General features: G+C 70.9%; 19 protein-coding genes and 2 tRNA genes. 13 read left to right on the forward strand and 8 right to left on the reverse strand.

Features of this window, described 5'->3' with window-relative positions; genetic code table 11:
• Window positions 1–3 precede the first annotated feature (3 nt).
• The 6 genes from KBX50_RS09390 to KBX50_RS09415 all read left to right on the forward strand — a co-directional run bounded on the left by KBX50_RS09390 (window position 4) and on the right by KBX50_RS09415 (window position 2,385).
• Window positions 4–915, forward strand: a complete 912-nt coding sequence (locus KBX50_RS09390; RefSeq protein WP_210936322.1) for a DUF3566 domain-containing protein — start codon at window positions 4–6, stop codon at window positions 913–915.
• Window positions 916–1,262: 347 nt separating this feature from the next.
• Window positions 1,263–1,336, forward strand: a tRNA-Ile gene (locus KBX50_RS09395).
• A 44-nt stretch (window positions 1,337–1,380) separates the two neighbouring features.
• Window positions 1,381–1,509, forward strand: a complete 129-nt coding sequence (locus KBX50_RS09400; RefSeq protein ID WP_210936323.1) for a DLW-39 family protein — start codon at window positions 1,381–1,383, stop codon at window positions 1,507–1,509.
• Between the two features lie 36 nt (window positions 1,510–1,545).
• Window positions 1,546–1,618: transfer RNA gene (locus KBX50_RS09405), tRNA-Ala, on the forward strand.
• A gap of 114 nt (window positions 1,619–1,732) precedes the next feature.
• Entirely contained in the window at window positions 1,733–1,987 is a 255-nt protein-coding gene (locus KBX50_RS09410; RefSeq protein ID WP_013730933.1) for a hypothetical protein, read from the forward strand.
• The gene (locus KBX50_RS09415; RefSeq protein WP_210936325.1) at window positions 1,969–2,385 is read left to right on the forward strand and encodes a type II toxin-antitoxin system VapC family toxin; all 417 of its coding nucleotides are present in this window, start codon (window positions 1,969–1,971) and stop codon (window positions 2,383–2,385) included. The genes KBX50_RS09410 and KBX50_RS09415 overlap by 19 nt, the downstream gene beginning before the upstream one ends.
• 270 nt (window positions 2,386–2,655) lie before the next feature.
• On the opposite strand, the gene KBX50_RS09420 is transcribed toward KBX50_RS09415, so the two are convergent.
• The 3 genes from KBX50_RS09420 to KBX50_RS09430 are packed head-to-tail and all read right to left on the reverse strand — an operon-like array spanning window position 2,656 to window position 5,921.
• Complete coding sequence (locus KBX50_RS09420; protein WP_247673372.1) at window positions 2,656–3,324, reverse strand: hypothetical protein; 669 nt, start codon at window positions 3,322–3,324, stop codon at window positions 2,656–2,658.
• A gap of 28 nt (window positions 3,325–3,352) precedes the next feature.
• Complete coding sequence (locus KBX50_RS09425; protein ID WP_307870894.1) at window positions 3,353–3,640, reverse strand: hypothetical protein; 288 nt, start codon at window positions 3,638–3,640, stop codon at window positions 3,353–3,355.
• Between the two features lie 55 nt (window positions 3,641–3,695).
• Entirely contained in the window at window positions 3,696–5,921 is a 2,226-nt protein-coding gene (locus tag KBX50_RS09430; protein ID WP_210936328.1) for a glycoside hydrolase domain-containing protein, read from the reverse strand.
• A 284-nt stretch (window positions 5,922–6,205) separates the two neighbouring features.
• On the opposite strand from KBX50_RS09430, the gene KBX50_RS09435 reads away from it, so the two are divergent.
• Complete coding sequence (locus tag KBX50_RS09435) at window positions 6,206–7,174, forward strand: L-threonylcarbamoyladenylate synthase (RefSeq protein ID WP_210936373.1); 969 nt, start codon at window positions 6,206–6,208, stop codon at window positions 7,172–7,174.
• A 15-nt stretch (window positions 7,175–7,189) separates the two neighbouring features.
• Here the strand turns inward: KBX50_RS09435 and KBX50_RS09440 are convergent, their stop codons facing one another.
• Window positions 7,190–11,698: a cation-translocating P-type ATPase gene (locus KBX50_RS09440; RefSeq protein ID WP_210936330.1), complete on the reverse strand. Its 4,509-nt coding sequence runs from the start codon at window positions 11,696–11,698 to the stop codon at window positions 7,190–7,192.
• 151 nt (window positions 11,699–11,849) lie between these two features.
• Between KBX50_RS09440 and KBX50_RS09445 the strand changes: the two genes are divergently transcribed.
• The 6 genes from KBX50_RS09445 to KBX50_RS09470 all read left to right on the forward strand — a co-directional run bounded on the left by KBX50_RS09445 (window position 11,850) and on the right by KBX50_RS09470 (window position 16,001).
• Window positions 11,850–12,110, forward strand: a complete 261-nt coding sequence (locus tag KBX50_RS09445) for a hypothetical protein (protein WP_210936332.1) — start codon at window positions 11,850–11,852, stop codon at window positions 12,108–12,110.
• A gap of 55 nt (window positions 12,111–12,165) precedes the next feature.
• Window positions 12,166–13,545, forward strand: coding sequence for an MFS transporter (locus tag KBX50_RS09450; RefSeq protein WP_210936334.1), 1,380 nt, complete (start codon window positions 12,166–12,168; stop codon window positions 13,543–13,545).
• A 95-nt stretch (window positions 13,546–13,640) separates the two neighbouring features.
• A complete protein-coding gene (locus KBX50_RS09455) occupies window positions 13,641–14,273 on the forward strand; it encodes a GAP family protein (protein WP_210936336.1) in 633 nt (210 codons plus the stop codon).
• A gap of 70 nt (window positions 14,274–14,343) precedes the next feature.
• Window positions 14,344–15,123 (forward strand): SDR family oxidoreductase, encoded by a 780-nt coding sequence (locus tag KBX50_RS09460; protein WP_210936338.1) that lies wholly within the window; start codon window positions 14,344–14,346, stop codon window positions 15,121–15,123.
• 37 nt (window positions 15,124–15,160) lie between these two features.
• Window positions 15,161–15,358, forward strand: a complete 198-nt coding sequence (locus tag KBX50_RS09465; protein ID WP_210936340.1) for a hypothetical protein — start codon at window positions 15,161–15,163, stop codon at window positions 15,356–15,358.
• A gap of 94 nt (window positions 15,359–15,452) precedes the next feature.
• Window positions 15,453–16,001 carry a YbaK/EbsC family protein gene (locus KBX50_RS09470; protein WP_210936375.1) on the forward strand — a complete coding sequence of 183 codons (549 nt, stop codon included), beginning with the start codon at window positions 15,453–15,455 and terminating at the stop codon, window positions 15,999–16,001.
• 54 nt (window positions 16,002–16,055) lie between these two features.
• On the opposite strand, the gene KBX50_RS09475 is transcribed toward KBX50_RS09470, so the two are convergent.
• The 4 genes from KBX50_RS09475 to KBX50_RS09490 all read right to left on the reverse strand — a co-directional run bounded on the left by KBX50_RS09475 (window position 16,056) and on the right by KBX50_RS09490 (window position 19,451).
• Window positions 16,056–16,691: a DsbA family protein gene (locus KBX50_RS09475; RefSeq protein WP_210936342.1), complete on the reverse strand. Its 636-nt coding sequence runs from the start codon at window positions 16,689–16,691 to the stop codon at window positions 16,056–16,058.
• 51 nt (window positions 16,692–16,742) lie between these two features.
• Entirely contained in the window at window positions 16,743–17,171 is a 429-nt protein-coding gene (locus KBX50_RS09480; protein ID WP_210936344.1) for a SufE family protein, read from the reverse strand.
• Window positions 17,172–17,207: 36 nt separating this feature from the next.
• Entirely contained in the window at window positions 17,208–17,633 is a 426-nt protein-coding gene (locus KBX50_RS09485) for a CBS domain-containing protein (protein ID WP_210936346.1), read from the reverse strand.
• A 75-nt stretch (window positions 17,634–17,708) separates the two neighbouring features.
• Window positions 17,709–19,451, reverse strand: coding sequence for a proline--tRNA ligase (locus KBX50_RS09490; RefSeq protein ID WP_210936348.1), 1,743 nt, complete (start codon window positions 19,449–19,451; stop codon window positions 17,709–17,711).
• Window positions 19,452–19,498: the final 47 nt, after the last annotated feature.

Here is a 19,498-nt window from a genome sequence, read left to right on the forward strand (position 1 = left end):
TGAATGACGGAGACACAGGCGAAGTCGGGGAACGCGGGGACCTCGGCCAACCCGGTCGACGAGGAGGCCGCGAAGAGCGGCACGCCAGCGACCGGCCGCGCGGCCGTGGGCCGGGCCACCGTCCCTGCCGACGCGCCTGCCCCGAAATTCACCCGGGCTCCCGGTATGGCCCCGCCCCCGGACAAGCCGACAGACGCACCGGAGGGCGACGCCACCGAGGAGAAGCCGGCCGAGAGTGTCAGCACCACGGAGGCCACCGCGACGTCGGTCGGCAAGCCGTCCCCTGTCCAGCCGACGGTTGCCCCAGCGGGCAAGCCCTCTCCGGGTACGACCGGGGTCCTGCCGGCGGCCAGCACCAGCACGACCGGCACCCAGCCCCGGGTGACCGGGGTCGGTCCGAAGCCGGACGCGACCCGGTCGTTCGGGCTCGGCCGCCCGGCGAACGGTGGTGGCCTGCCCCCGGGGGTGAGCACGGCGGTGGGTGCAGCGCGGGTCGGTGAGGCGGTACGCGCCGCGCGTACCTCGGTCAGCTCGGCCGCCTCACGCGGGCCGCGCCGGGCCCGGCTGAACCTCAAGCGGATCGACCCGTGGTCGGTGATGAAGTTCGCCTTCGCGGTGTCGGTGGTGCTGTTCATCGTCATCGTCGTGGCGACCTCGGTGCTGTACCTGGCGTTGGACGCGATGGGCGTGTTCAGCAGCGTGAACGACAGCCTCGGTGACCTGGTGAACGCGGGTGGTGGGCAGAGCACGGATGGCTTCCAGATCACCGCACGCGGTGTCATCTTCAGTTCGGCGTTGATCGGCCTGGTCAACGTCGTACTGTTCACCGCGCTGGCCACCCTCGGGGCGTTCGTCTACAACGTCTGCGCCGACCTGGTCGGTGGCATCGAGCTGACCCTCGCCGAGCGGGACTGACAGTTCTTCGACGCCGGTCCGTGCCGCCCTTCGCGGTGGTGCGGGCCGGCGTTCCGGTTTCGCGCAGGATGCCGCATCTTGGGGCTTCCGGCGGCTGCGTTAGCCCCGGATACCGCATTGTGGGGTCGCCGGCGGCCAGGTCCTCACGGGATGCCGCATGTGGGGGTCTCCGGCGGCTGGGATTGCGCGGGATGCCGCATTCGGCGGAGGGTCCGCCGGAGGTCGTGCGCACGATTAACCCGGTGTACCGGGTCCTGGTGCTCGGGTAGGTTCAGGGGGTGGCTGGTGGGCCCGGCCCCGATTTGGGGGGCGCTGGGCGGATGGGTTAACCTTGCTCGTCGCTACGCGGGGCTATAGCTCAGTCGGTTAGAGCGCAGAGCTGATAACTCTGAGGTCGCTGGTTCGATTCCAGCTAGCCCCACCGCACATGGTCCGACGGCACGTCGAGCGTGAGGGGCAGCCCCGATGTTCAAGAAGCTGTTGATCCTGGTCGGTGTCGTCGGCGTGGCCGCGGTGGTGGCCAAGAAGGTCAAGGAAGCCAACGACGAGCGCGCCCTCTGGCACGAGGCGACCACCTCGCCGGACCTGCGCTGACGCGTCCGCTCCGACCTGCGGCCTCAGTGCCGTGACGGGGCCCTAGCTCAACTGGCAGAGCACTGCCTTTGCAAGGCAGGGGTTAGGGGTTCGAGTCCCCTGGGCTCCACACACTTCTCTGACATGCGGCTCTTGGCTGTACCGCAGCCCGTCGTGCGAACCGGTTGATCGAGGGTTCGAGTCTTTCCTGGCGACTGAGCGATGCTGCATGCATAATGAATGCATGGTTGCTCTCCAGATTCGGGACGTTCCGGAGGAAGTGCGAGACGCCTTGGCGGCCCAGGCCAAGGCGCGCGGGCAGTCACTGCAGGCGTACCTGCTGGAGTTGGTGGAGACGCAGGCTCGACGGCTGCGGAACACGGCAGCCCTTGATCGCTTCGCCGGCCGATCGGACGGTGCTCGCTCACTGCCGGGGGAGAGTGCCGCCGAGTTGGATGACCAGCGGGAGCAACGCGGACCGTGGGGAAGCGCCGCGTGATCGTCGTGGATGCGTCGGTTCTGGCTGACGCCCTGGTTGACGACGGGCCGGTCGGCGACGCGGCGCGGGCGGAACTGACCGGAGATCCGCACTGGGCCGCGCCGAGCCACCTTCTGGTCGAGGTCATGTCCGTGATCAGAGGCAAGGTCCTCGGGGGGAAGCTCGGCCTTGCTCGGGCGCAGGAGGCGGTCGACACCCTGCCCTCGTTGGTCATCGATGACGTTGGCGTCGCCATGCTGCTTGACCGGATGTGGCAGTTGCGGGGCAATGTCACGGCGTACGACGCGGCTTACGTCGCGGCGGCGGAGTTGATGGCCTGCCCACTCGTGACAAGTGATGGTCGGCTCGCCAAGGTCAGCGGCGTCCGCTGCGAGATCCGACTTCTCGCCGCGTCCTGACGGTGGCCGCCCGAGGACCATCGGCCTGACCCTCTTGGACCGGCCATCCTGAGTGGAAGCGGCTCACCGACGATCGTCATCCTGCGGTTCGCATGGTGGCACCTCCGGCCCACCAGCATTTCCGTGGTTCAGCTGACCATGATCAACCCAAACCGCCATCCCGTCCGCCGCTACGACGTCCACATCGCCAGCAGCAGCGCGACCGGGAAAGACGACCTCCTCGGAAGGCAGCCGACAATCCCCGGCCTCGCCGCACAGGTGAAGATCAAGCTAGCGGCGTTGTCGGCGAGCAAGGTCGGCCGCGCGGGTACGCCGGGAGTGGGACAGTACGTCCACACCGATACCCGCGCCTTCACCGGGCGACGACTCCCATCCGCGGAGCTTGTCACCGATGGCCTTCACCCGCTCGTCGAGGGGACCGGCCGCGATGTAGAACAGCGACTCGTCCACCTCACGGTCGTCGCCGCCCCAGCGCACCAGGCCCTCGCAGTCGGCGAGGATGTCCCGCAGCACCAACTCCTGCAGGGGGAAGAAACCGCCCCTGGCGCGGGCGCCGGGCCGGATCCGCACCGCGGTACCGGAGGCCAGGTTGGACTCGGGGCTCCGCTTGCGGACCTTCTCCGCCGAGGTCCAGCCGACCAGGTCGTTCGGCCGGATCTCCTCGATCTCGTAGTGGAATCGGCGAATCGTGTGGAGCAGGATCGCTTCGACGTTGCCGATCCACACCGGCACGCGCAGTCCTGTGCCGGCCACCGTCCGGGTCCACACCTGCGAATCGAGATCCGCGTTGGTTTGGATGGTCCACCCGTTCTGCGAGGTCGCCGGGCGCTTCTGCTTGCGGATCTCCCGGGCCGACGCGGGGGCGGCGGGCAGAACGGAACTGGCGGCTGCGGCGGCGCCCGTGACGGCGGCGGTTCGCAGAACGGTTCGCCGAGTCAACCGATAAATCATGATCTTGCCTTCCGGGTCATCGAAGCAGAATGATGCAGAACGGCACCAGGGACGCAGCCACGCAGGCAGGCCAGTAGCGGGATCCCGAGACGGCCACCCGGCTGCGGGCCCACATGTTGACCAGGCCCCAGATCGAGGCGAACCCGCCGAACGTCACGGCGGCCAGGAGCCACCAGATCAGCAGCCCATCGTTCTCGGTCGGTTCCGGTTGCGTCCATCCGAGGGCGGCCAGAGGCCCGTTGGACAGCGCGTACCAGATCAGGAACAGCGGCACGACGGCCAGGACCCCTAGGAGAAGGTTCACGGTTACCGCTACAAGGAGTCTTCGCATGTGCCCGATTTCTCGTCATCGATGCCCGCTACGCGCCACGGGAGAGCCTGTTGTAGTTCTCGAGGACGTTGTACAGGCCGGTCAGCTCGCGTCCGTACTGCTCGATCTTGTCTTTGTTGCTCACGGTCTTGTCACCGTTGTAGCGCTCCAGGATGAGCTGGATGTCGGTCATGCTCGTGGTGAGCGATGGGCGGGCGACCCCGACCTGGTGCGCGTTGTAGATCGTCAGGTAGGCCGCCGTCGCGATGTTGTAGTGCGGGTCCTGGAGACGATCCCACACCGCGCGCCGGTCGGTGCTCAGATCTAGAGGCGTGCCGTTGATGATGCCCTGTTCGATGCAGTAGTTGCGGGCCTCGATGGCCACCCAGGCGAAGATCTGCCCGTAGCCGGTGGAGGAGTCGTCCCGCAGCCCGTTGCGCACGAGGTCGTCGGTCATTGGATCGGTCGGATTCAGCTTGCGCAGCTCCCACAGGATCGGCGCCTGAATGAGTGCCTTGCGCAGCTTCAAGGCCCGGGCCAGGTTCGTGAACAGCCAGTCGCCCTCCATGACACGCCCGAACGCATTGGTCGTGGAGATCACGTTCCAGGTGACCCAGTCCCCGTCGAGCGTCCAACCCTCGCCGCCGGTCTCCGGAACGCCGATTGACGTCAGGTAGGTCTGGACGTCCCTGAGCAGCGCCTCCTGGTACCGCCCCTTGTCGAGGTCCACATCCAGATCGTCGGTGTTGGGCCTCGGCGGGTCGAAGTCACCCTGACCGGTGTCGCGACCCGAGGCGATGTTGTTGTCGATCTCGATCCGGCCGCTGCCGGAGCCGATCGTCGTCGTGACGATCTGGTCGTACGCCCAGTTGGTCGGCAGCGGGTACCCGAGATTGCCCGAAAATCCGGACGACATGTCGGACACGAACGAGGTGACCGCGTATCCCGCGTCGGATACCCGCTGGCAGACGTTACGGGGACCATAGATGCCCACCCGATAGCCGGAGAGTTCGCTGACGGTGCCGTGTACGCCCCGGAAGTACGGCAGGATGAACTCGGTGACCTCGGCATCCATTGCGTCGTAGTCGACCGCGAAGTAGATGGTCGATCCCGCCTTGAAACCGTGGATCCGGGCCCATTCGATGGCGTTGTTCGCGTCGACGCAGCCGCTGGAGTAACGGAAGTTGGTCGCGTCCCGGCCCCAGGTCTGGTAGATCGGGAAACACCGCAACCCGTACTGCTTGATCGTGGCGAGTTCGCCGGGCTGGATCGCCTTTTCTGGCAGGTCCGTCGAGGACGGGTTGTAGAGGTACCGGCCGATGTACTTGTATCCCGCCGCTTTCAGCGCCACCGCTCGATCCGGCGTGATCTTCGTCACGCCATCGCAGGCCTCGCCCTTGCGAGCCTGGTCGCCGTGGGAGACCAGCAGCGACGCCCACGTCTGGAAGTCCCCGATCCCGGTCACGGGTAGTTTCACGAACGACTGGAACTCGCGCACGGCGGCCTGCACCTCGGCGGTGAAAGCGCCGAACGATACGGGCCGCTTGTTGAGCAGCATCGCTGCGGTGAAGATCTCGGCCCAGGTGCCGGCCGCGCCGAGCGAGACCGGATGGGATCTCAGGCCGGCCTGCGTACCCGGCCCGAACACACCGTTCGCCGTGCCGTCGGCCATGCCCAGCTCGTACTGGATCGCCAGCAACATCGACTTCGCTACGTCTCGGGAGTGGTGCCCGTCGCACGGTATGACGAAGTAGTCGCGGCGGTTGACGTACCGGCCGTTGAGCCACTGCTGGACGGCACGGATCTGGCTCGACCCGTTGTTGACGGTGACATAGGCGTCCATGTTGAGAAGCGCCTTGACCACCTTTGGTTCGAGGGATCCACCGGGGTAGGCATAGGCGAGTCCCATGTCCTGCTTCAGCCGGATGACCGATTCCTGGACCCGGGCGCTGTAGATGCCGTCGATGCCGCCGCCGTCATAGCCCTTGCAGTACAGAGCCGACTGGAGGATGCAACCGAAGATCCACGAGGGAACGGTGGAAGCGTTCAGACTCGGATACCTGCTCTGCAGCGTTGCCAACGTCGTGGGACCGAAGTTGTCCGACAGAGAGGTGATGCCCATCTCGTACTGCAGCGCCCTGGTCAGGGCGTACATCACGGGCCATCCGGTGCGGCCGTTTTCTTCGAGCTTCGATATGCCGAGCGTCGCACCGTTGCTGTAGGTGCTGTTGATAAAGCGCTGTGCCCGAAGGACCATCTCATCAACGTCAGCCATCTGCGTCCTTCTTCGAGGGGTGTGCGACAGCGTCCGGCCGCAATGGAGCCCGACATCGATCGAATGATGTCACTGCCGTGATCGGGACTCTACAACGGGAGGAGGTTTCGTGTTGTCCCGTCAGTTGTGCACGGTCCGCAGAACGATTCCAGGAAACTGAACGTGCGCATCGTCGAATTCCGGCGTCCGGTGCCGGTCATCGGGCACCGCGTTGCCGGGGAGCGTGCTCCGGCCGACCAGCGGCAGGCTAGCGTCGAAGCGTGAGCATCGGATCTCCTCGTGTCCTGCCTGCCGACGGTGACCTCGGCGAGGCGGCCGCCGTGCTGCGTACGGGCGGGCTGGTGGCCTTTCCGACGGAGACCGTCTACGGGCTGGGCGCGAACGCGTTGGACGCGCGGGCGGCGACCCGGATCTTCGAGGCGAAGCAGCGGCCGACCTTCGATCCGCTGATCACCCATCTCGCCGACGTGGCGGACCTGGAACCGCTGGTGGGGCCGGTGTCGCCGGCCGTGGCGGCGCTGGCCGCCCGGTTCTGGCCGGGGCCGATGACGCTGATCGTGGACCGGCCGGAGGAGATTCCGCCGATCGTGACCTCCGGGCTGGACAGCATGGCGGTGCGGGTGCCGGACCACGAGCATGCTCGGCGGTTGATCGCCGCTGCCGGGGTCCCGGTGGCCGCGCCGAGCGCCAACCGGTTCGGCCAGCTCAGTCCCACCCGTGCGGAGCACGTGGTGCGCGGGCTGGGGGCAGCTGTGGACGTGGTGCTCGACGGTGGGCCGACCCGGTGCGGAATCGAGTCGACGATCGTGGACGCCCGGGGCGAGCACCCGGTGGTGCTGCGGCTCGGTGCGTTGCCGGTCGAGGAGTTGGAGAAGATCGCCGGGCCGGTGACGGTGCGGCCGGGTAGCTCGGGGCAGCCGGTGGCGCCGGGCACGTTGGCCGCGCACTACGCGCCGCGTACGCCGTTGCGGTTGGTGTCCGGCGCGGAGTCGGCGGGTGCCGGCGGTGCGGGGCGTGGGTATCTGGCGTTCCGGGACCGGCCGGCGGGCGACTGGGCGGCGGTGGAGGTGCTCTCCGCCGCCGGTGACCTGACCGAGGCGGCGGCCCGCCTCTTCGACGCGTTGCATCGCCTGGACGCCGCCCGGGTGACCGAGATCGTCGCGGAGCCGGTGCCGGACACCGGGGTGGGGCGGGCCGTCAACGACCGACTGCGTCGCGCCGCCGCCACCTGGGATCCCGCCGCCCACCAGTAACAGGTCTGACGCCGGTCAGCCGTGGTGCGCAGCGGCTTCCCGTCCGCTGTCGGTCGGCCGGCCGACGTGGGGCCGGTCGTCCGCTCGCCCGCCGTCGACCCCATCGCCGTCGTCCCGCCGGTTGCCGGCCCGCCCGTCCGTCTGTTCGCCATCGACCTGCGGGAATCGGGCGACGAGGCGGGTGAGAGCGCCGTTGGCGAGGGTGGCGCCGAGCGCGGATCCGGTGGCGATGGTCCAGCCGACCGGTCCCAGCGGGGTGCAGCCGAAGAACTGACTGAGCCCGGGGGTCTGTACGACCGCGGCAAGTACGCCGAAGGACGCGGCGGTGGAGGCGAGCACGGTCGGGCTGGTGCCGCCGGCCAGCACGGTCTGGCCGAGCTGGGTACCGACCAGGGAGACCAGGGCGACGGTGCCGGCGCGTCGCTGGGTGCCGGTGTAGCGGGCCAACGTCCAGCCGGTGGTGGCACCGAGGGTGGTGGCGGCGGCGCGCAGCCCGATCTCCCGGGTCATGGTCTGGCCGAGAGAGCTGTCCGGGCCTTCGCGGAGCAGTCCGTCGGCGTGGTCGCCGCCGGGTGGCCGCACGGCGATGGCCAGCGCGGGTGCCATGTCGGTGAGCAGGTTTACCAGCAGCAGTTGGCGTCCGTTGAGCGCGGCCCGGCCGGTCGCGGCGGCGGTCAGCACGCTGAAGGCGATCTCGCCGAGGTTGCCGCCGACGAGGATGCTCAGCGCGTGGCGGACCGAGGACCACATCGCCCGGCCTTCGACCAGGGTGGCGATGATGGTTTCCAGCCGGTCGTCGGTGACCACCAGGTCGGCCGCGGCACGCGCCGCCGGGGTGCCCCGTTGACCGAGGGCGATGCCCACGTCGGCCAGCCGGATGGCCGGGGCGTCGTTGGCGCCGTCGCCGGTCATCGCGACGGTACGCCCGCACTTCTGCAGTGCCTGGATGATGCGGACCTTGTGGGCCGGGGTGCAGCGGGCCACCACGTCGGTGCCGGCCAGCCGCTCGGCGAGGGCGGTGTCGTCGAGTTGGTCGAGTTCGGTGGCGGTGACCACCCGCTGGGCGTCTCCGGCGCTGATGGTGGCGGCGATCGCCGCCGCGGTCGCCGGATGATCACCAGTGATCATGATGGTGTGCACGCCCGCCTGGCGGATCCGGCGGACGGCCGGCGCGGCGCTGGCGCGTACCCCGTCGGCGATCGCCAGGAAGCCGGTGAAGACCAGGCCGCGTACGCCCTCGTCGGTGATGTCTGGGTCGGCGACGGTGCACTCGGCGACGGCGAGGATGCGGTGTCCCGCGCCGGCCCGTTCGCCGAGCAGCCGGTGCAGTTCGGCCCGGCCCGCGTCGTCGAGCGGTTCGTCGCGTCCGGCGACCCGGTTCGCCGTGCAGCGGGGCAGGACCGCCTCCGGCGCGCCCTTCACGCTGAGCAGCAACCCGCCGTCGGTCTCGCCGACGCTGGCGTGGTACCCACGCGACGGCTCGAACGGCAGACCACCGGCGGCCCGCCAGCCGGGCGCGCCGTCCGGCTCGGTGACACCGGCGGCGCGGGCACCTCGCAGCACCGCCCGGTCGGTCTGCATGGAGAGTTCCTCGGGGTCGTCGGCGGCCGGAGTGGCCCGCAGCGCCGCCGCCAAGGTGCGTCGTAGTCGGTCGTCGAGGTGCTCCACGGGGGCGTACGAGTCGGCGTCACCCACCCCGGCCAGCATCAGATGCCCCTCGGTCAGGGTGCCGGTCTTGTCGAAGCAGAGCACGTCGACCCGGCCCAGTGCCTCGATGGTGCGCGGGTTGCGGACCAGCGCACCATGCTCGGCCAGCCGCCGGGCGGCGGCCAGTTGAGCGGCGCTGACCAGGAACGGCAGCCCTTCGGGCACCGAGGCGACGGCCAGGTTCGCGGCGGTCGCGGCCGTCTGGGCCAGCGGTACGCCCCGCAGCAGCCCGGCGCCGGCCACCGCGACCGCCGACCCAGCGGCCATCGGGATCGCGGCGCGGGTCAGCTTGCCCAGCCGGGCTTCGACCCCGCTGACCGGTGGTGCCTGCCCGGCCAGGGCGAGACTGCGTCCGGCCTCGGTGTCGGCGCCGGTGGCCACGACCACGGCGTCGCCCCGGCCGGCGGCGATGCTGGTGCCCTCGTAGACCATGGAGGAGCGTTCGGCCACGGCGGCGGCGACCACCGGCTGGTCGGTCTTGGTGACCGGCAGCGACTCACCGGTCAGGGAGGACTCGTCGGCTTCCAGACCGACGGAGGTCAACACCCGGCAGTCGGCGGGTACCGCGTCGCCGGATTCGAGCACGATCACGTCGCCGGGCACGAGGTCGTCGGCGGGTACCACCCGTTCGACGCCGTCGCGGCGGACCCGGGCGGTCACCGCCGAGCGGGACAGCAGCTCCGCCAACGACTTCTCGGTGTTGCGTTGATGTACCGCGCCGACCAGCGCGGACGCCCCGACGACCCCACCGACCAAGGCGGCGTCGACAAGCGAACCGAAGCTGGCGGAGAGCACCGCTCCGGCGGCCAGCACCGGGGTGAGCGGGTTGGCGAGTTCGTCGACGAAGGCACGGAGCAGCCCGCCCGGGCCGGCGACCTCACCTGGGCGGTCGGCCTGTCGTCGTTGGGCCTCGACCTCGGTCAGCCCACTGTGGTTCGTGCCGAGTTGGTCGATGACGGTCGGCACCGGCATCAGATGCCAGGCGGTGATCGCGGGTGCGGGTGCGGTGGTCGCTTCGGTCAGCCGACCGGCCCGCCACACGCCGTGGGCGAAGGCCAGCGCCGCCGCGCCGTTTACCGAGGCGAGCGTACGGCCCGGTAGCAGGGCCGGGTCGGCGGTGAAGGCTGCGAGTGCGCCGAGGCCGGTGCCGGCCAGTCCGATGCGCAGGTTCTGCGCGGTCATCCGCCGGGCCACCCCGGCCGCTTCGATGATCAGGGCGACGACCCGCAGGTCGGTGCCGACCAGCAGGTGCGCCCCCCACGGCGGTGGATCGTCGGGGTCGGCGAGGCCCAGTCCGCAGTCGGCAGCGGCGAGGGCGTTGCGGTCGCCGGAGACGAGCATCACCACCGCACCCTCCCGTTGCAGGGTGCGTACCGACTCGGTGAGCTGGTCGTCGCCGGGCATCAGCGCGTCGGCGGTGGCGTGCCGTTGCGGGTCTCCGCCGGCGATGACGAGCCGCAGGCCGGCCTGCCGGGCGACGGTCGGCAGGGCTTCGACGCCGGGTGCCGGCTCGGGTTCGACTCGCAGTACGGCCGCGAGCGCGTTGGCCTGGGCCAGGCCGAGCAGAGTTCCGCCGCGTTCGCGTAGCCGTCGACTGTCGTCGGTGTCGCCGGGAGCCCGCACGTCGAGCCGATCCAGCGGGCCGAGCCGCCAACCGTCGAGCTGGTGTACGTCGTGCGGTGCGGCCGGTTCGAAAAGGGCGAATGCCTGGGCGGCGACCTGGGATGTGTCGACGCCGGGCAGCGGGGCCAGATCCGCCAGGACGCCCCGGTCGGAGCCGAGGATCCGGGCGTCCAGCACAAGTGTGTCGATGCGGTCGAGTTCGCGGAGCACGCTGCGGTCCATGGCGATGACGCCGCGTCGGGCGAGGATCCGGCCGAGTTGGGCCGCGTACCCCTCGCGTCCGCTGCCCGGCGCCTTGGGCAGCGCGGACAGGCCCAGGGCGGCGGCCCGTTTCGGCCCGACCACGGGTGTCGCCGCGGCGAAGGCCGCCGCACCGCCGGCGAGCATCCGGTTGAGGTACCGCTCGACGGAGCCGTCGGGTTTCGGGCAGGGCCGCTCGAAGCCGGGAGTACGGGCGACGGCGCGATCCGGCTCGCCGGTGAGCCGGGGTTCGGCCTTCTCCCAGGCTCGCAACTGGGCCAGCCCTTCGCCCCACTGGACTACCCGCTGTGCGCCGTCGAGCACTATTCCCGTCCAGCCGCCGGTGAGGCCCTGCACCACCGCCTCGGCGAGTGGGAAGAGAACCTCGGCGCGTGGGTCGCGGCGTAGTCCCAGGCCGGCGAGGGCGTGCAGCTTCGGGTGCAGGTCGATGGCGCTGAGCAGGCCGGATACCTCACCGGGGACCGGGGTGACGGGCAGGATCCGGGTGGCGGCGGAGATGGTCAGGCCGAGCGCGTCGGAGGCGAGGGCGCCGAGGGTACGCGGGGTGCGTGGTCCTTCCTCGGGTGGGTGCGGCGGCGGGATCTCCGGATCGGGTTCGTGTGGGCAGGTGCGTTCGACCCGGGCGATGGTGGCGACCAGTTCGCGTACCTTGGGTCCCGGTGTGTCGACCGCGACGACCACCCGTCCGGAGGGCGCGTTGACCCGCGCCCAGTTGACCCCGGGCATTCGTTCCAGCGCCGTCTCGACCTGGCGGGCGAGGGTGTCGCCGCCGTCCTGGCAGACGCCGTGTACCTCGATGTGGTGCCGGCCGGGGCGGGACCACACCCGCCGGCTGGTCAGCCCGGCCGCCCGGGCGAGCCGGGTCGCGGTGGCACCGACGCGGCGGGAGGCGGCTTCCACCACCGGAGGTACTCCGACGGCGCCAAACCGCATTTTGCCTCCCACCGTTCGTGCCCGGCGGCCTGGCTTCCCGGCCGGACGTCCCTTATGCCCAGCCGAGCTGGGAAAAGTTTCCTGCTCGGCCGGGCATGGACGGCCGCGGCGGAGGAATCCGAGGTGGGCGTCGTCGGTACGGGGAGGCGAGATGAGTGCGCTGACACGACAGCTCAGTGGGACCCGGGAGTCGTTGCAGATGTTCACCCGCCGGGTGAATGTGCCGTGGCTGGGGGAGGTGGCGGTCCCGCCACCGGACAAGCTGACCTACTACGCCGGCATCGGGGTGCTGACCGTGTTCCAGGTGATCGAGTGGCCCTTGGCGCTGGTGATCACGGCCGGGCACCTGCTGGCCGACCAGCATCTGTCCGGGCTGGCCAAAGGGCTAGGCGAGGCGCTGGAGTCCGCCTGAGGGTAAGCCGCGTCACCCTTGACCTGAAGACGGGTTGAGGTCCGAGGCTTGCCTCATGCTGATCGCCCCGTCTCCGGTACGCGCCGAGTCGCTCTTCGCCCCTCGACTGCGGGCCATGACGGTGGGCAGCGTGGCGCTTGTCTCGTTGCTGGCGTTCGAGGCGCTGGCGGTCGGCACCGCCATGCCCACGGTCGCCCGGGCCCTGGACGGTCTGGCGCTGTACGGGCTCGCCTTCGGCGGCCCGTTCGCGGCCGGCGTGGTGGCGATGGTGCTTTCCGGCATCTGGTGTGACGCGCGGGGTCCACGAGCACCGATGTGGTCCGGTCTCGCCGGGTTCGTCGCCGGGCTGCTGCTCGCCGGTGCCGCCACCGACATGGCGACGCTTGTGGTCGGTCGGATCGTGCAGGGGTTCGGTTCGGGTCTGCTGTCGGTGGCGCTGTACGTGATCGTCGCGCAGGCGTACCCGGAGCAGTTGCACCGCCGCATCTTCGCCGCGTTCGCCGCGGCCTGGGTGGTGCCGTCGCTTGTCGGTCCGGTGGTGGCCGGGTTGGTCGTGGAGCACGTCGGCTGGCGGTGGGTGTTCCTGGCGGTGCCGGCGGTGGCGGTGCCGGCGGTGCTGTTGATCCATCCGGGGCTGCGGTCGATCGGCATGGCCGGCCCGGTCCGCCGCTCCGCCGGGGCGCTGGCGCGGATCGGTTGGGCCTGCGGGGCGGGGGTGAGCGCCGCACTGTTGCACATCGGGGGTCAGCAGCGTGGCGCCACCGCCGTGCCGCTGGTCGGGATCGCCCTGGTCGGCCTGCTGAGTTGCGTTCCGCGACTGCTGCCGACCGGGTTCCTGCGGGCCGGTCGCGGCCTGCCCACCGTGGTGGGCCTGCGGGGGTTGGCCTCGGCCGCGTTCGTCGGCGCCGAGGTGGTGATCCCGTTGATGCTGTCGCGGGAGCGGGGGTTCACGCCGACGGCGGCGGGGCTGGTGCTGACCACCGGGGCGCTCTCCTGGTCGCTCGGCTCGTGGTTGCAGGCGCGGATCCGGTCGCCCCGGTCCCGGGGCACCCTGCCGAGGGCCGGCCTCACCTGCATCACGGTCGGCACCGCGGTGGTGGGCAGCTGCGTGGTCCCGGCGGTGCCGGTGTGGGTGGGGATTCTGGGTTGGGCGGTCGCCGGGCTCGGCATGGGGCTGCTCTATCCGTCGCTGTCGGCGCTCACCCTGGAGTTGTCGGCCCCCGGCGAGCAGGGGCGCAACAGCTCGTCCCTGCAACTGTGCGACTCGCTCGCGTCGGCGACGGTGTTGGCGCTGACCGGTGCGGTGCTGGCCGCCGGGGCGGCACCTGGGCGGTTCGACTACGGGGTCACCCTCGCCGTGGCGGCCGCGCTGGCGCTGCTCGGTGCCCTGCTCGCCGGCCGGGTCGTGGCTTCGCCGCGAGCGGCGTCGGCCTGACGGGCCCGGCCGCCCGATGCGCGGAGTCGGGTGGGCGGGTGGATTGGCCCGAAGCGGCCGTGTGTGGTCGTGGCAGCCGGCAGGATGAGCTGGCGATGACCTTCCTGACGCTGCTGCCGTTGGCCGTGGTGATGGTCGCCGGCACGCAACTGGTGGCGGCGGTCTTCTTCGCCTCGTCCGACCGGCCACGGGCCGCCTCGCTGGGCTATCTGGCGGGTGCGGCGCTCGTCGTCCTCGGTGGTACGACGCTGGCCTGGCTGGTGGTCCACCTGTTCAAAATCAACTTCACCGGTGCGGGTCGGGGCACTGTCGAACGGTGGATCGACTGGTTCGTGCTGGCGCTGCTCGCGGTGCTGGCGGTGGTCGTGTTCCTGCGCCGGCACTCGGGGCCGCCGCGATGGATGGGTGAACTCCAGCACGCCAGCCCCGGGTACGCGGCCAAGGTGGGCCTGCTGCTGTTCCTGGGCATGCCGTCCGATGACCTGACCATGGCCACGGTCGGGGCCAGCGCGGCACGGCATGACCTGCCGTGGTGGCATCTGCTGCCCTTCGTGCTGCTCACCCTGGCCCTGCTCGCCCTCCCGCTGCTCGCTCTGCTGCTGCTCGGTCGCCGGGCGGCGGTGCTGCTGCCGCGCATCCGGGACTGGGCTAACAGCCACTCCTGGCTGGTCAGTGAGGCAGTCATCGTGCTCTTCGTGGTGATCACCGCCCTCGACCTGATGAAGTGAGGCCGCTCACAGCTGGTCACGCCGGGGACGGTCCGATCCGTCGAGCGGACAGGCGACGAAGGAGGTTGACATGCGGGTTCTGGTCACCGGTGCGGGCGGCAGGCTGGGCCGGGAGGTGCTGCCCCGGCTGGTCGACGCGGGGTTCGAGGTGCGGGCCACCAGCCGCCGGCCGCGTACCGGATCGGGGGTCCGGTGGGTGGTGGCGGACCTGACCACCGGCGAAGGGATCGCCTCAGCCGTGACCGACGTGGACGCGGTGCTGCACCTGGCGTCCTCGCCGACCCGGCAGACCCACCAGATCGACGTGCTCGGCACCCGCCGCCTGGTCCATGCCGCCGGCGGTGCCGGGGTGCAGCACCTGGTGTACGTCTCGATCGTGGGCGTGGACCGGGTGCCCTACTCGTACTACCGGCACAAGCTGGCTGCCGAGCAGGTCATCGCCGACGGGAAGGTGCCGTGGACGGTGCTGCGGGCCACCCAGTTCTTCCCGTTCATCGATGAGCTGCTGCGCCTGTCCAGCAAACTCGGCCCGGTCATCGGCGATCGGGCGGTGCTGGCCCAGCCGGTCGACCCGGGCGAGGTGGCCGACAAGCTGGTCGAGCTGCTCCGGGCCGGGCCGCGCGGCGGCATCGTGGAGTACGGCGGCCCTGAGGTGCAGCGTTTCGACGAGGCGGTGCGGGCCTGGCGGCAGGCACGCGGCTCCCGTCGCCCGCTGCTGCCGATCCGCTTCCCCGGTCGCCTCGGCCGGGAGCTGCGCGGCGGTGGCCTGGTCACCGAGGCCCGACCGGCGGGCCAGCGGACCTGGGCCGACTACCTGTCCGACACGTACGGGCGAACAGTGGCGCGATGACACCTGCTCGGGTTCACGTTCGCCCTACCGTCGAGCCATGCTCATGTTCGTCATCACCAGCCTCCTGTACGTCTGCGGGTTCGTCTTCCTCTACGGGGTGATCCGGCTCGCGGTGCGGCACGCGATGGAGGACATCGAGGTGCGCCGTGTCCAGGCCGCGCGGGCCGAGGAGATGGCCGCCTCCCGGGACCGGGCGATGCTGGAGCGGCACGGCTTCCTGGCCAACGAGGGCTGACCGTGCGACGCCGGTCCCGGCTCGGGCGTGGTGTCGGTTCGGAAGCTGGTCCCGGTCCGCGTCGCCGGTTCCGGATGCGACCATCGAACACGTGATGGGAACGCTGAAGACCGAGCCCGCTCGCACCCGTACCGACCTGTTGGCCGCGCCGGTCGCCGCCGCGCTCGCGCAGTGGCCGGCCGACTCGCCGGTGGACGTCGACGCGGTGCAGGTCGCGCCGATCGATGCCGACCTCGCCGACACCGCGGCGTTCTGTGCGGCGTACGACGTCGGGCTCGACGAGTCGGCCAACTGCGTGGTCGTGGCCGGAAAACGCGAGGGGGTGACCCGGTACGCCGCCTGCCTGGTGCTCGCCACCACCCGCGCGGACGTGAACGGGGTGGCCCGCCGGGCGCTGGACGTACGGAAGGCGAGCTTCGCGCCGATGGACGACGCGGTCGAGTTGACCGGCATGGAGTACGGCGGGATCACGCCGATCGGGTTGCCGTTGCAGTGGCCGATCCTGGTCGACACGCGGGTGGTGGCCATGCCGTACGTGGTGATCGGGTCGGGCGTACGGCACAGCAAGATCGCGCTGCCGGGCCCGGCGCTGGCCGCGCTGCCCGGTGCGCGGGTGGTGGAAGACCTGGCCAGGCCGGCCTGACCGTCGACTGATTTCGATGTCGTTGCACGTGAAACATCAACGACGTCGATGCCGTCAGGGCGCGGCGGCCTCGCGCTGCTCGACCTCGGCGAGAGCGGCGAGCAGGGTGGCTGGTTCCTGCGCCCCGGTGACCCCGTACCTGCCGGCGAGCACGAAGGTGGGCACGCTGGTCACGCCGAGCTGTCGGGCGGCGGCCAGCTCGGCCCTCAGCTCGGCCACCCCATCCTCGGAGTCGAGGAAGTGGCGGGCGTCGTCGCCGTCCAGCCCGACGGTGGCGGCCACCCCGGCCAGCGCCTCCCGGGAGCCGAGGTCGACGCCGTCGACGAAGTGGGCCCGGTGCAGAGCCTCGACCATCTCCCCGTCGCGGTCCTGTCGGCCGGCCCAGTTGGTCAGCCGGTGCGCGTCGAAGGTGTTGGCCGCGATCGCCCGGTCGTAGCGCATCTCCAGACCGACGCTCGCGCCCACCTCGACGACCCGGTCGACCATCTGCCGGGCCTGCTCAGGGCCGCCGAACTTCTCAGCCAGCGCGTCGAGGATCGGGCGCGGGGACGGAACCGGTGACGGGTCCAGCTGGAAGGGCCGGTGTCGGACGGTCACCTTGCCGTCGTACGACGCGAGCGCCTGCGCCAATCGGCGGCGGCCGATCCAGCACCAGGGGCAGACCACGTCGGCGTAGATGTCGATCTCCATGACCGGAGACAACCCGCTGGCCGCCCGGTCTGTTCCCGACTGCCGCCCAGGTCACGCCGTCCGTTCGCGGACCTGCCGCTTGAGCCGGGCGAGGATGGCGGTGCCGCCGCGTACCCGCAGCGGGCTGATCGCCTGCGCCAGGCCCATCCGCTGGTAGAGGTCGTCCGGGACGGCGAGGACCTGTTCCGGGGTGGCACCGGCCAGCCCTTCGGCGAGAATGCCGGCGAACGCCCGGGTGGTGGGTGACTCCGGCGGGCAGTCGAACAGGGTGTCGACGGTGCCCTCGGGCGTCACCTCGGCGCGCAGGAAGAACGGGGTCTGGCACTCCACCACCTGCTCCATGCCCTCGTGGCCGGGGTGCCCGGCGGGCAGCGGCGGCACGGCGTCGGAGTACTCCAGCAGCATCTCCAGCACCACGTCGCGTGGCGCGGCGGCGAACTCGTCGACGATCTCGGCCAGCTTGCTCGGCATCTCGGGCATCCCGCCAGGCTACCGCCGCCGCCTGGCCGTCCTTGCTCACACCGTGGGCGACTGCTCGCTGATCTCGCTGAGCGCCGAGGTGGGGTCGAGCTGCATGGCGAGGTCGCCGAGGGAGACGATGCCGACCAGTTTCCGCTCGTTGTCGCAGACGAGGATGCGCCGAATGCCACGCTCACGCATCAGCGACGCGGCCTCGCCCGCCGTGCAGTACTGCTCGATCATCACGACCTCGCGGGTGACGATCGAACCGATGGTGGTGGTGTTGGCGTGGGCGTTCTCCGCCACCGCGCGCACCACGATGTCACGGTCGGTCAGGATGCCGGCCAGGTTGGCGCCGTCGGTGACGACGACGTCGCCGATGTCGGCCTCCTTCATCACCCTGGCCGCCTCGTCGAGGGTGGTCTCCGCCGGCAGGTAGATGACCTGCTTGGTCATCACGTCAGCGACCCGGTAACCGGTCATGAGAGCCCCTCCAGAGCAAGTTGAGCCGATCAGGATGCGGTACCCCGTCACCTGACGGCTACACCAGGTTTCCGCCTACCCGTTCAACAGTTTCTCCAGCAGGTCCGCCACGGGTAGCTCGCTGCGCTCCCCGGTCGCCCGGTCGCGCAGCTCGACGTACCCGTCGGCCAGGCGGCGTCCGACCACGACGGTGCGCGGAATGCCGATCAGCTCGGCGTCGGTGAACTTCACTCCGGCGGAGACGGCGGTCCGGTCGTCGACCAGCACCCGCAGGCCCGCGTCGGCAAGCCGGGCGCCGAGGTCGAGCGCCACGTCGAGCTGCGGGCCCTTGCCAGCCGCCACCAGGTGTACGTCGCACGGCGCGACTGACGTCGGCCACACCAGTCCCCGATCGTCGTGGTGCTGCTCGGCGATGGCTGCCACCGCGCGGGACACCCCGATGCCGTAGCAGCCCATGGTGGGCCGGACCGGCTTGCCCTGTGGACCGAGCACGTCCACCGCGAAGGCGTCGGTGTAGCGGCGACCGAGTTGGAAGATGTGCCCGACCTCGATGCCCCGGCGCATGGTCAACCGGCCGGTGGCACAGGCCGGACAGGGGTCACCGGGACGCACCTCGGCGGCCTCGACCGTGCCCTCGGGGGTGAAGTCCCGACCGCACACCACGTTTGTGGCGTGCCGGCCCGGCTCGTTGGCCCCGGTCAGCCAGGCGGTACCCGGCACCACCCGGGGGTCGACCAGGTAGCGGACGTCGAGCTTGTCGAACACCTGCGGCCCGAGGTAGCCCCGCACCAGTTCGGGATGCTCGTCCCAGGCGTCGAAGACGTCCACGGTGGCCGGTGCCAGCGCGGCGGCCAGCCGTTTCAGGTCGACCTCGCGGTCGCCGGGCAACCCGACCACCAGCAACTCCGGCGCTTCGGCACCCGGCCGGCGTACGGTCAGCACCACGTTCTTCAGGGTGTCGGCGGCCGACCAGTCGTCCCGGCCGGCCAGCCGGCGGTCGTTGGCCAGCGCGACCAGGCTGGCGATTGTCGGCGTCTCGGGGGTGTCGTGCACCTCGATCGCCGGCTGCGCCTGCGGGTCGCCGGCCGCCGGGGCGGGCGTGGTCACCGCCTCGGTGTTGGCCGCGAAGTGGCAGTCGGTGCAGCCCACGTAGGTGTCCTCGCCGACCGGCGTGGCGGCGAGGAACTCCTCGGACGCGGAGCCACCCATCGCGCCCGACATGGCGTGCACCACCGTGTAGTCGAGGCCGAGCCGGTCGAAGATCCGCTGGTACGCCGCGCGGTGTCGGCCGTACGCGGCCCGCAGGCCCGCGTCGTCCAGGTCGAAGGAGTACGCGTCCTTCATCAGGAACTCGCGCCCGCGCAGCAGACCGGCGCGGGGGCGGGCCTCGTCGCGATACTTGGTCTGGATCTGGAACAGCGTCACTGGCAGATCGCGGTACGAGGTGAACAGCTCCTTGACCAGCAGCGCGGCCAACTCCTCGTGGGTCGGTGCGAGCAGGTGCTCGGCACCGCGCCGATCGGCCAGGGTGAAGATGTCGTCGCCGTACTCGGTCCACCGCCCGCTGGTGCGGTACGGCTCGGCGGGCAGCAGGGCCGGAAAGTGCACCTCCTGGTCGCCGATCGCGGCCATCTCGGCCCGTACGATCTCGGTGACCCGCTCCAGCACCAGCCTGCCCAGCGGCAGCCAGGTGTAGCCGCCCGGTGCCGCCCGCCGGATGTATCCGGCCCGCAGCAGCAGCCGGTGGCTCGGCACCTCCGCGTCCGCCGGATCTTCCCGCAAGGTCCGAATCAGCGACGTCGACATCCGCAGCATCACCACCGCACCCTACGACCCCACCCCCCAACCCCCCGACCCATTTCCCC

The sequence above is a fragment of the Micromonospora sp. C51 genome (assembly GCF_018070435.1).
Lineage (GTDB): Bacteria > Actinomycetota > Actinomycetes > Mycobacteriales > Micromonosporaceae > Micromonospora > Micromonospora sediminimaris.

Excerpts from the sequence above, each read along its gene's own strand:
- KBX50_RS09390 (WP_210936322.1), top strand. The coding sequence starts at position 4 with ATGACGGAGACACAGGCGAAGTCGGGGAACGCGGGGACCTCGGCCAAC.
- KBX50_RS09430 (WP_210936328.1), bottom strand. The coding sequence starts at position 5,921 with ATGGCTGACGTTGATGAGATGGTCCTTCGGGCACAGCGCTTTATCAAC.
- KBX50_RS09455 (WP_210936336.1), top strand. The coding sequence starts at position 13,641 with ATGACCTTCCTGACGCTGCTGCCGTTGGCCGTGGTGATGGTCGCCGGC.
- KBX50_RS09400 (WP_210936323.1), top strand. The coding sequence starts at position 1,381 with ATGTTCAAGAAGCTGTTGATCCTGGTCGGTGTCGTCGGCGTGGCCGCG.
- KBX50_RS09460 (WP_210936338.1), top strand. The coding sequence starts at position 14,344 with ATGCGGGTTCTGGTCACCGGTGCGGGCGGCAGGCTGGGCCGGGAGGTG.
- KBX50_RS09440 (WP_210936330.1), bottom strand. The coding sequence starts at position 11,698 with ATGCGGTTTGGCGCCGTCGGAGTACCTCCGGTGGTGGAAGCCGCCTCC.
- KBX50_RS09470 (WP_210936375.1), top strand. The coding sequence starts at position 15,453 with ATGGGAACGCTGAAGACCGAGCCCGCTCGCACCCGTACCGACCTGTTG.
- KBX50_RS09465 (WP_210936340.1), top strand. The coding sequence starts at position 15,161 with ATGCTCATGTTCGTCATCACCAGCCTCCTGTACGTCTGCGGGTTCGTC.
- KBX50_RS09410 (WP_013730933.1), top strand. The coding sequence starts at position 1,733 with ATGGTTGCTCTCCAGATTCGGGACGTTCCGGAGGAAGTGCGAGACGCC.
- KBX50_RS09485 (WP_210936346.1), bottom strand. The coding sequence starts at position 17,633 with ATGACCGGTTACCGGGTCGCTGACGTGATGACCAAGCAGGTCATCTAC.
- KBX50_RS09450 (WP_210936334.1), top strand. The coding sequence starts at position 12,166 with ATGCTGATCGCCCCGTCTCCGGTACGCGCCGAGTCGCTCTTCGCCCCT.
- KBX50_RS09475 (WP_210936342.1), bottom strand. The coding sequence starts at position 16,691 with ATGGAGATCGACATCTACGCCGACGTGGTCTGCCCCTGGTGCTGGATC.
- KBX50_RS09445 (WP_210936332.1), top strand. The coding sequence starts at position 11,850 with ATGAGTGCGCTGACACGACAGCTCAGTGGGACCCGGGAGTCGTTGCAG.
- KBX50_RS09480 (WP_210936344.1), bottom strand. The coding sequence starts at position 17,171 with ATGCCCGAGATGCCGAGCAAGCTGGCCGAGATCGTCGACGAGTTCGCC.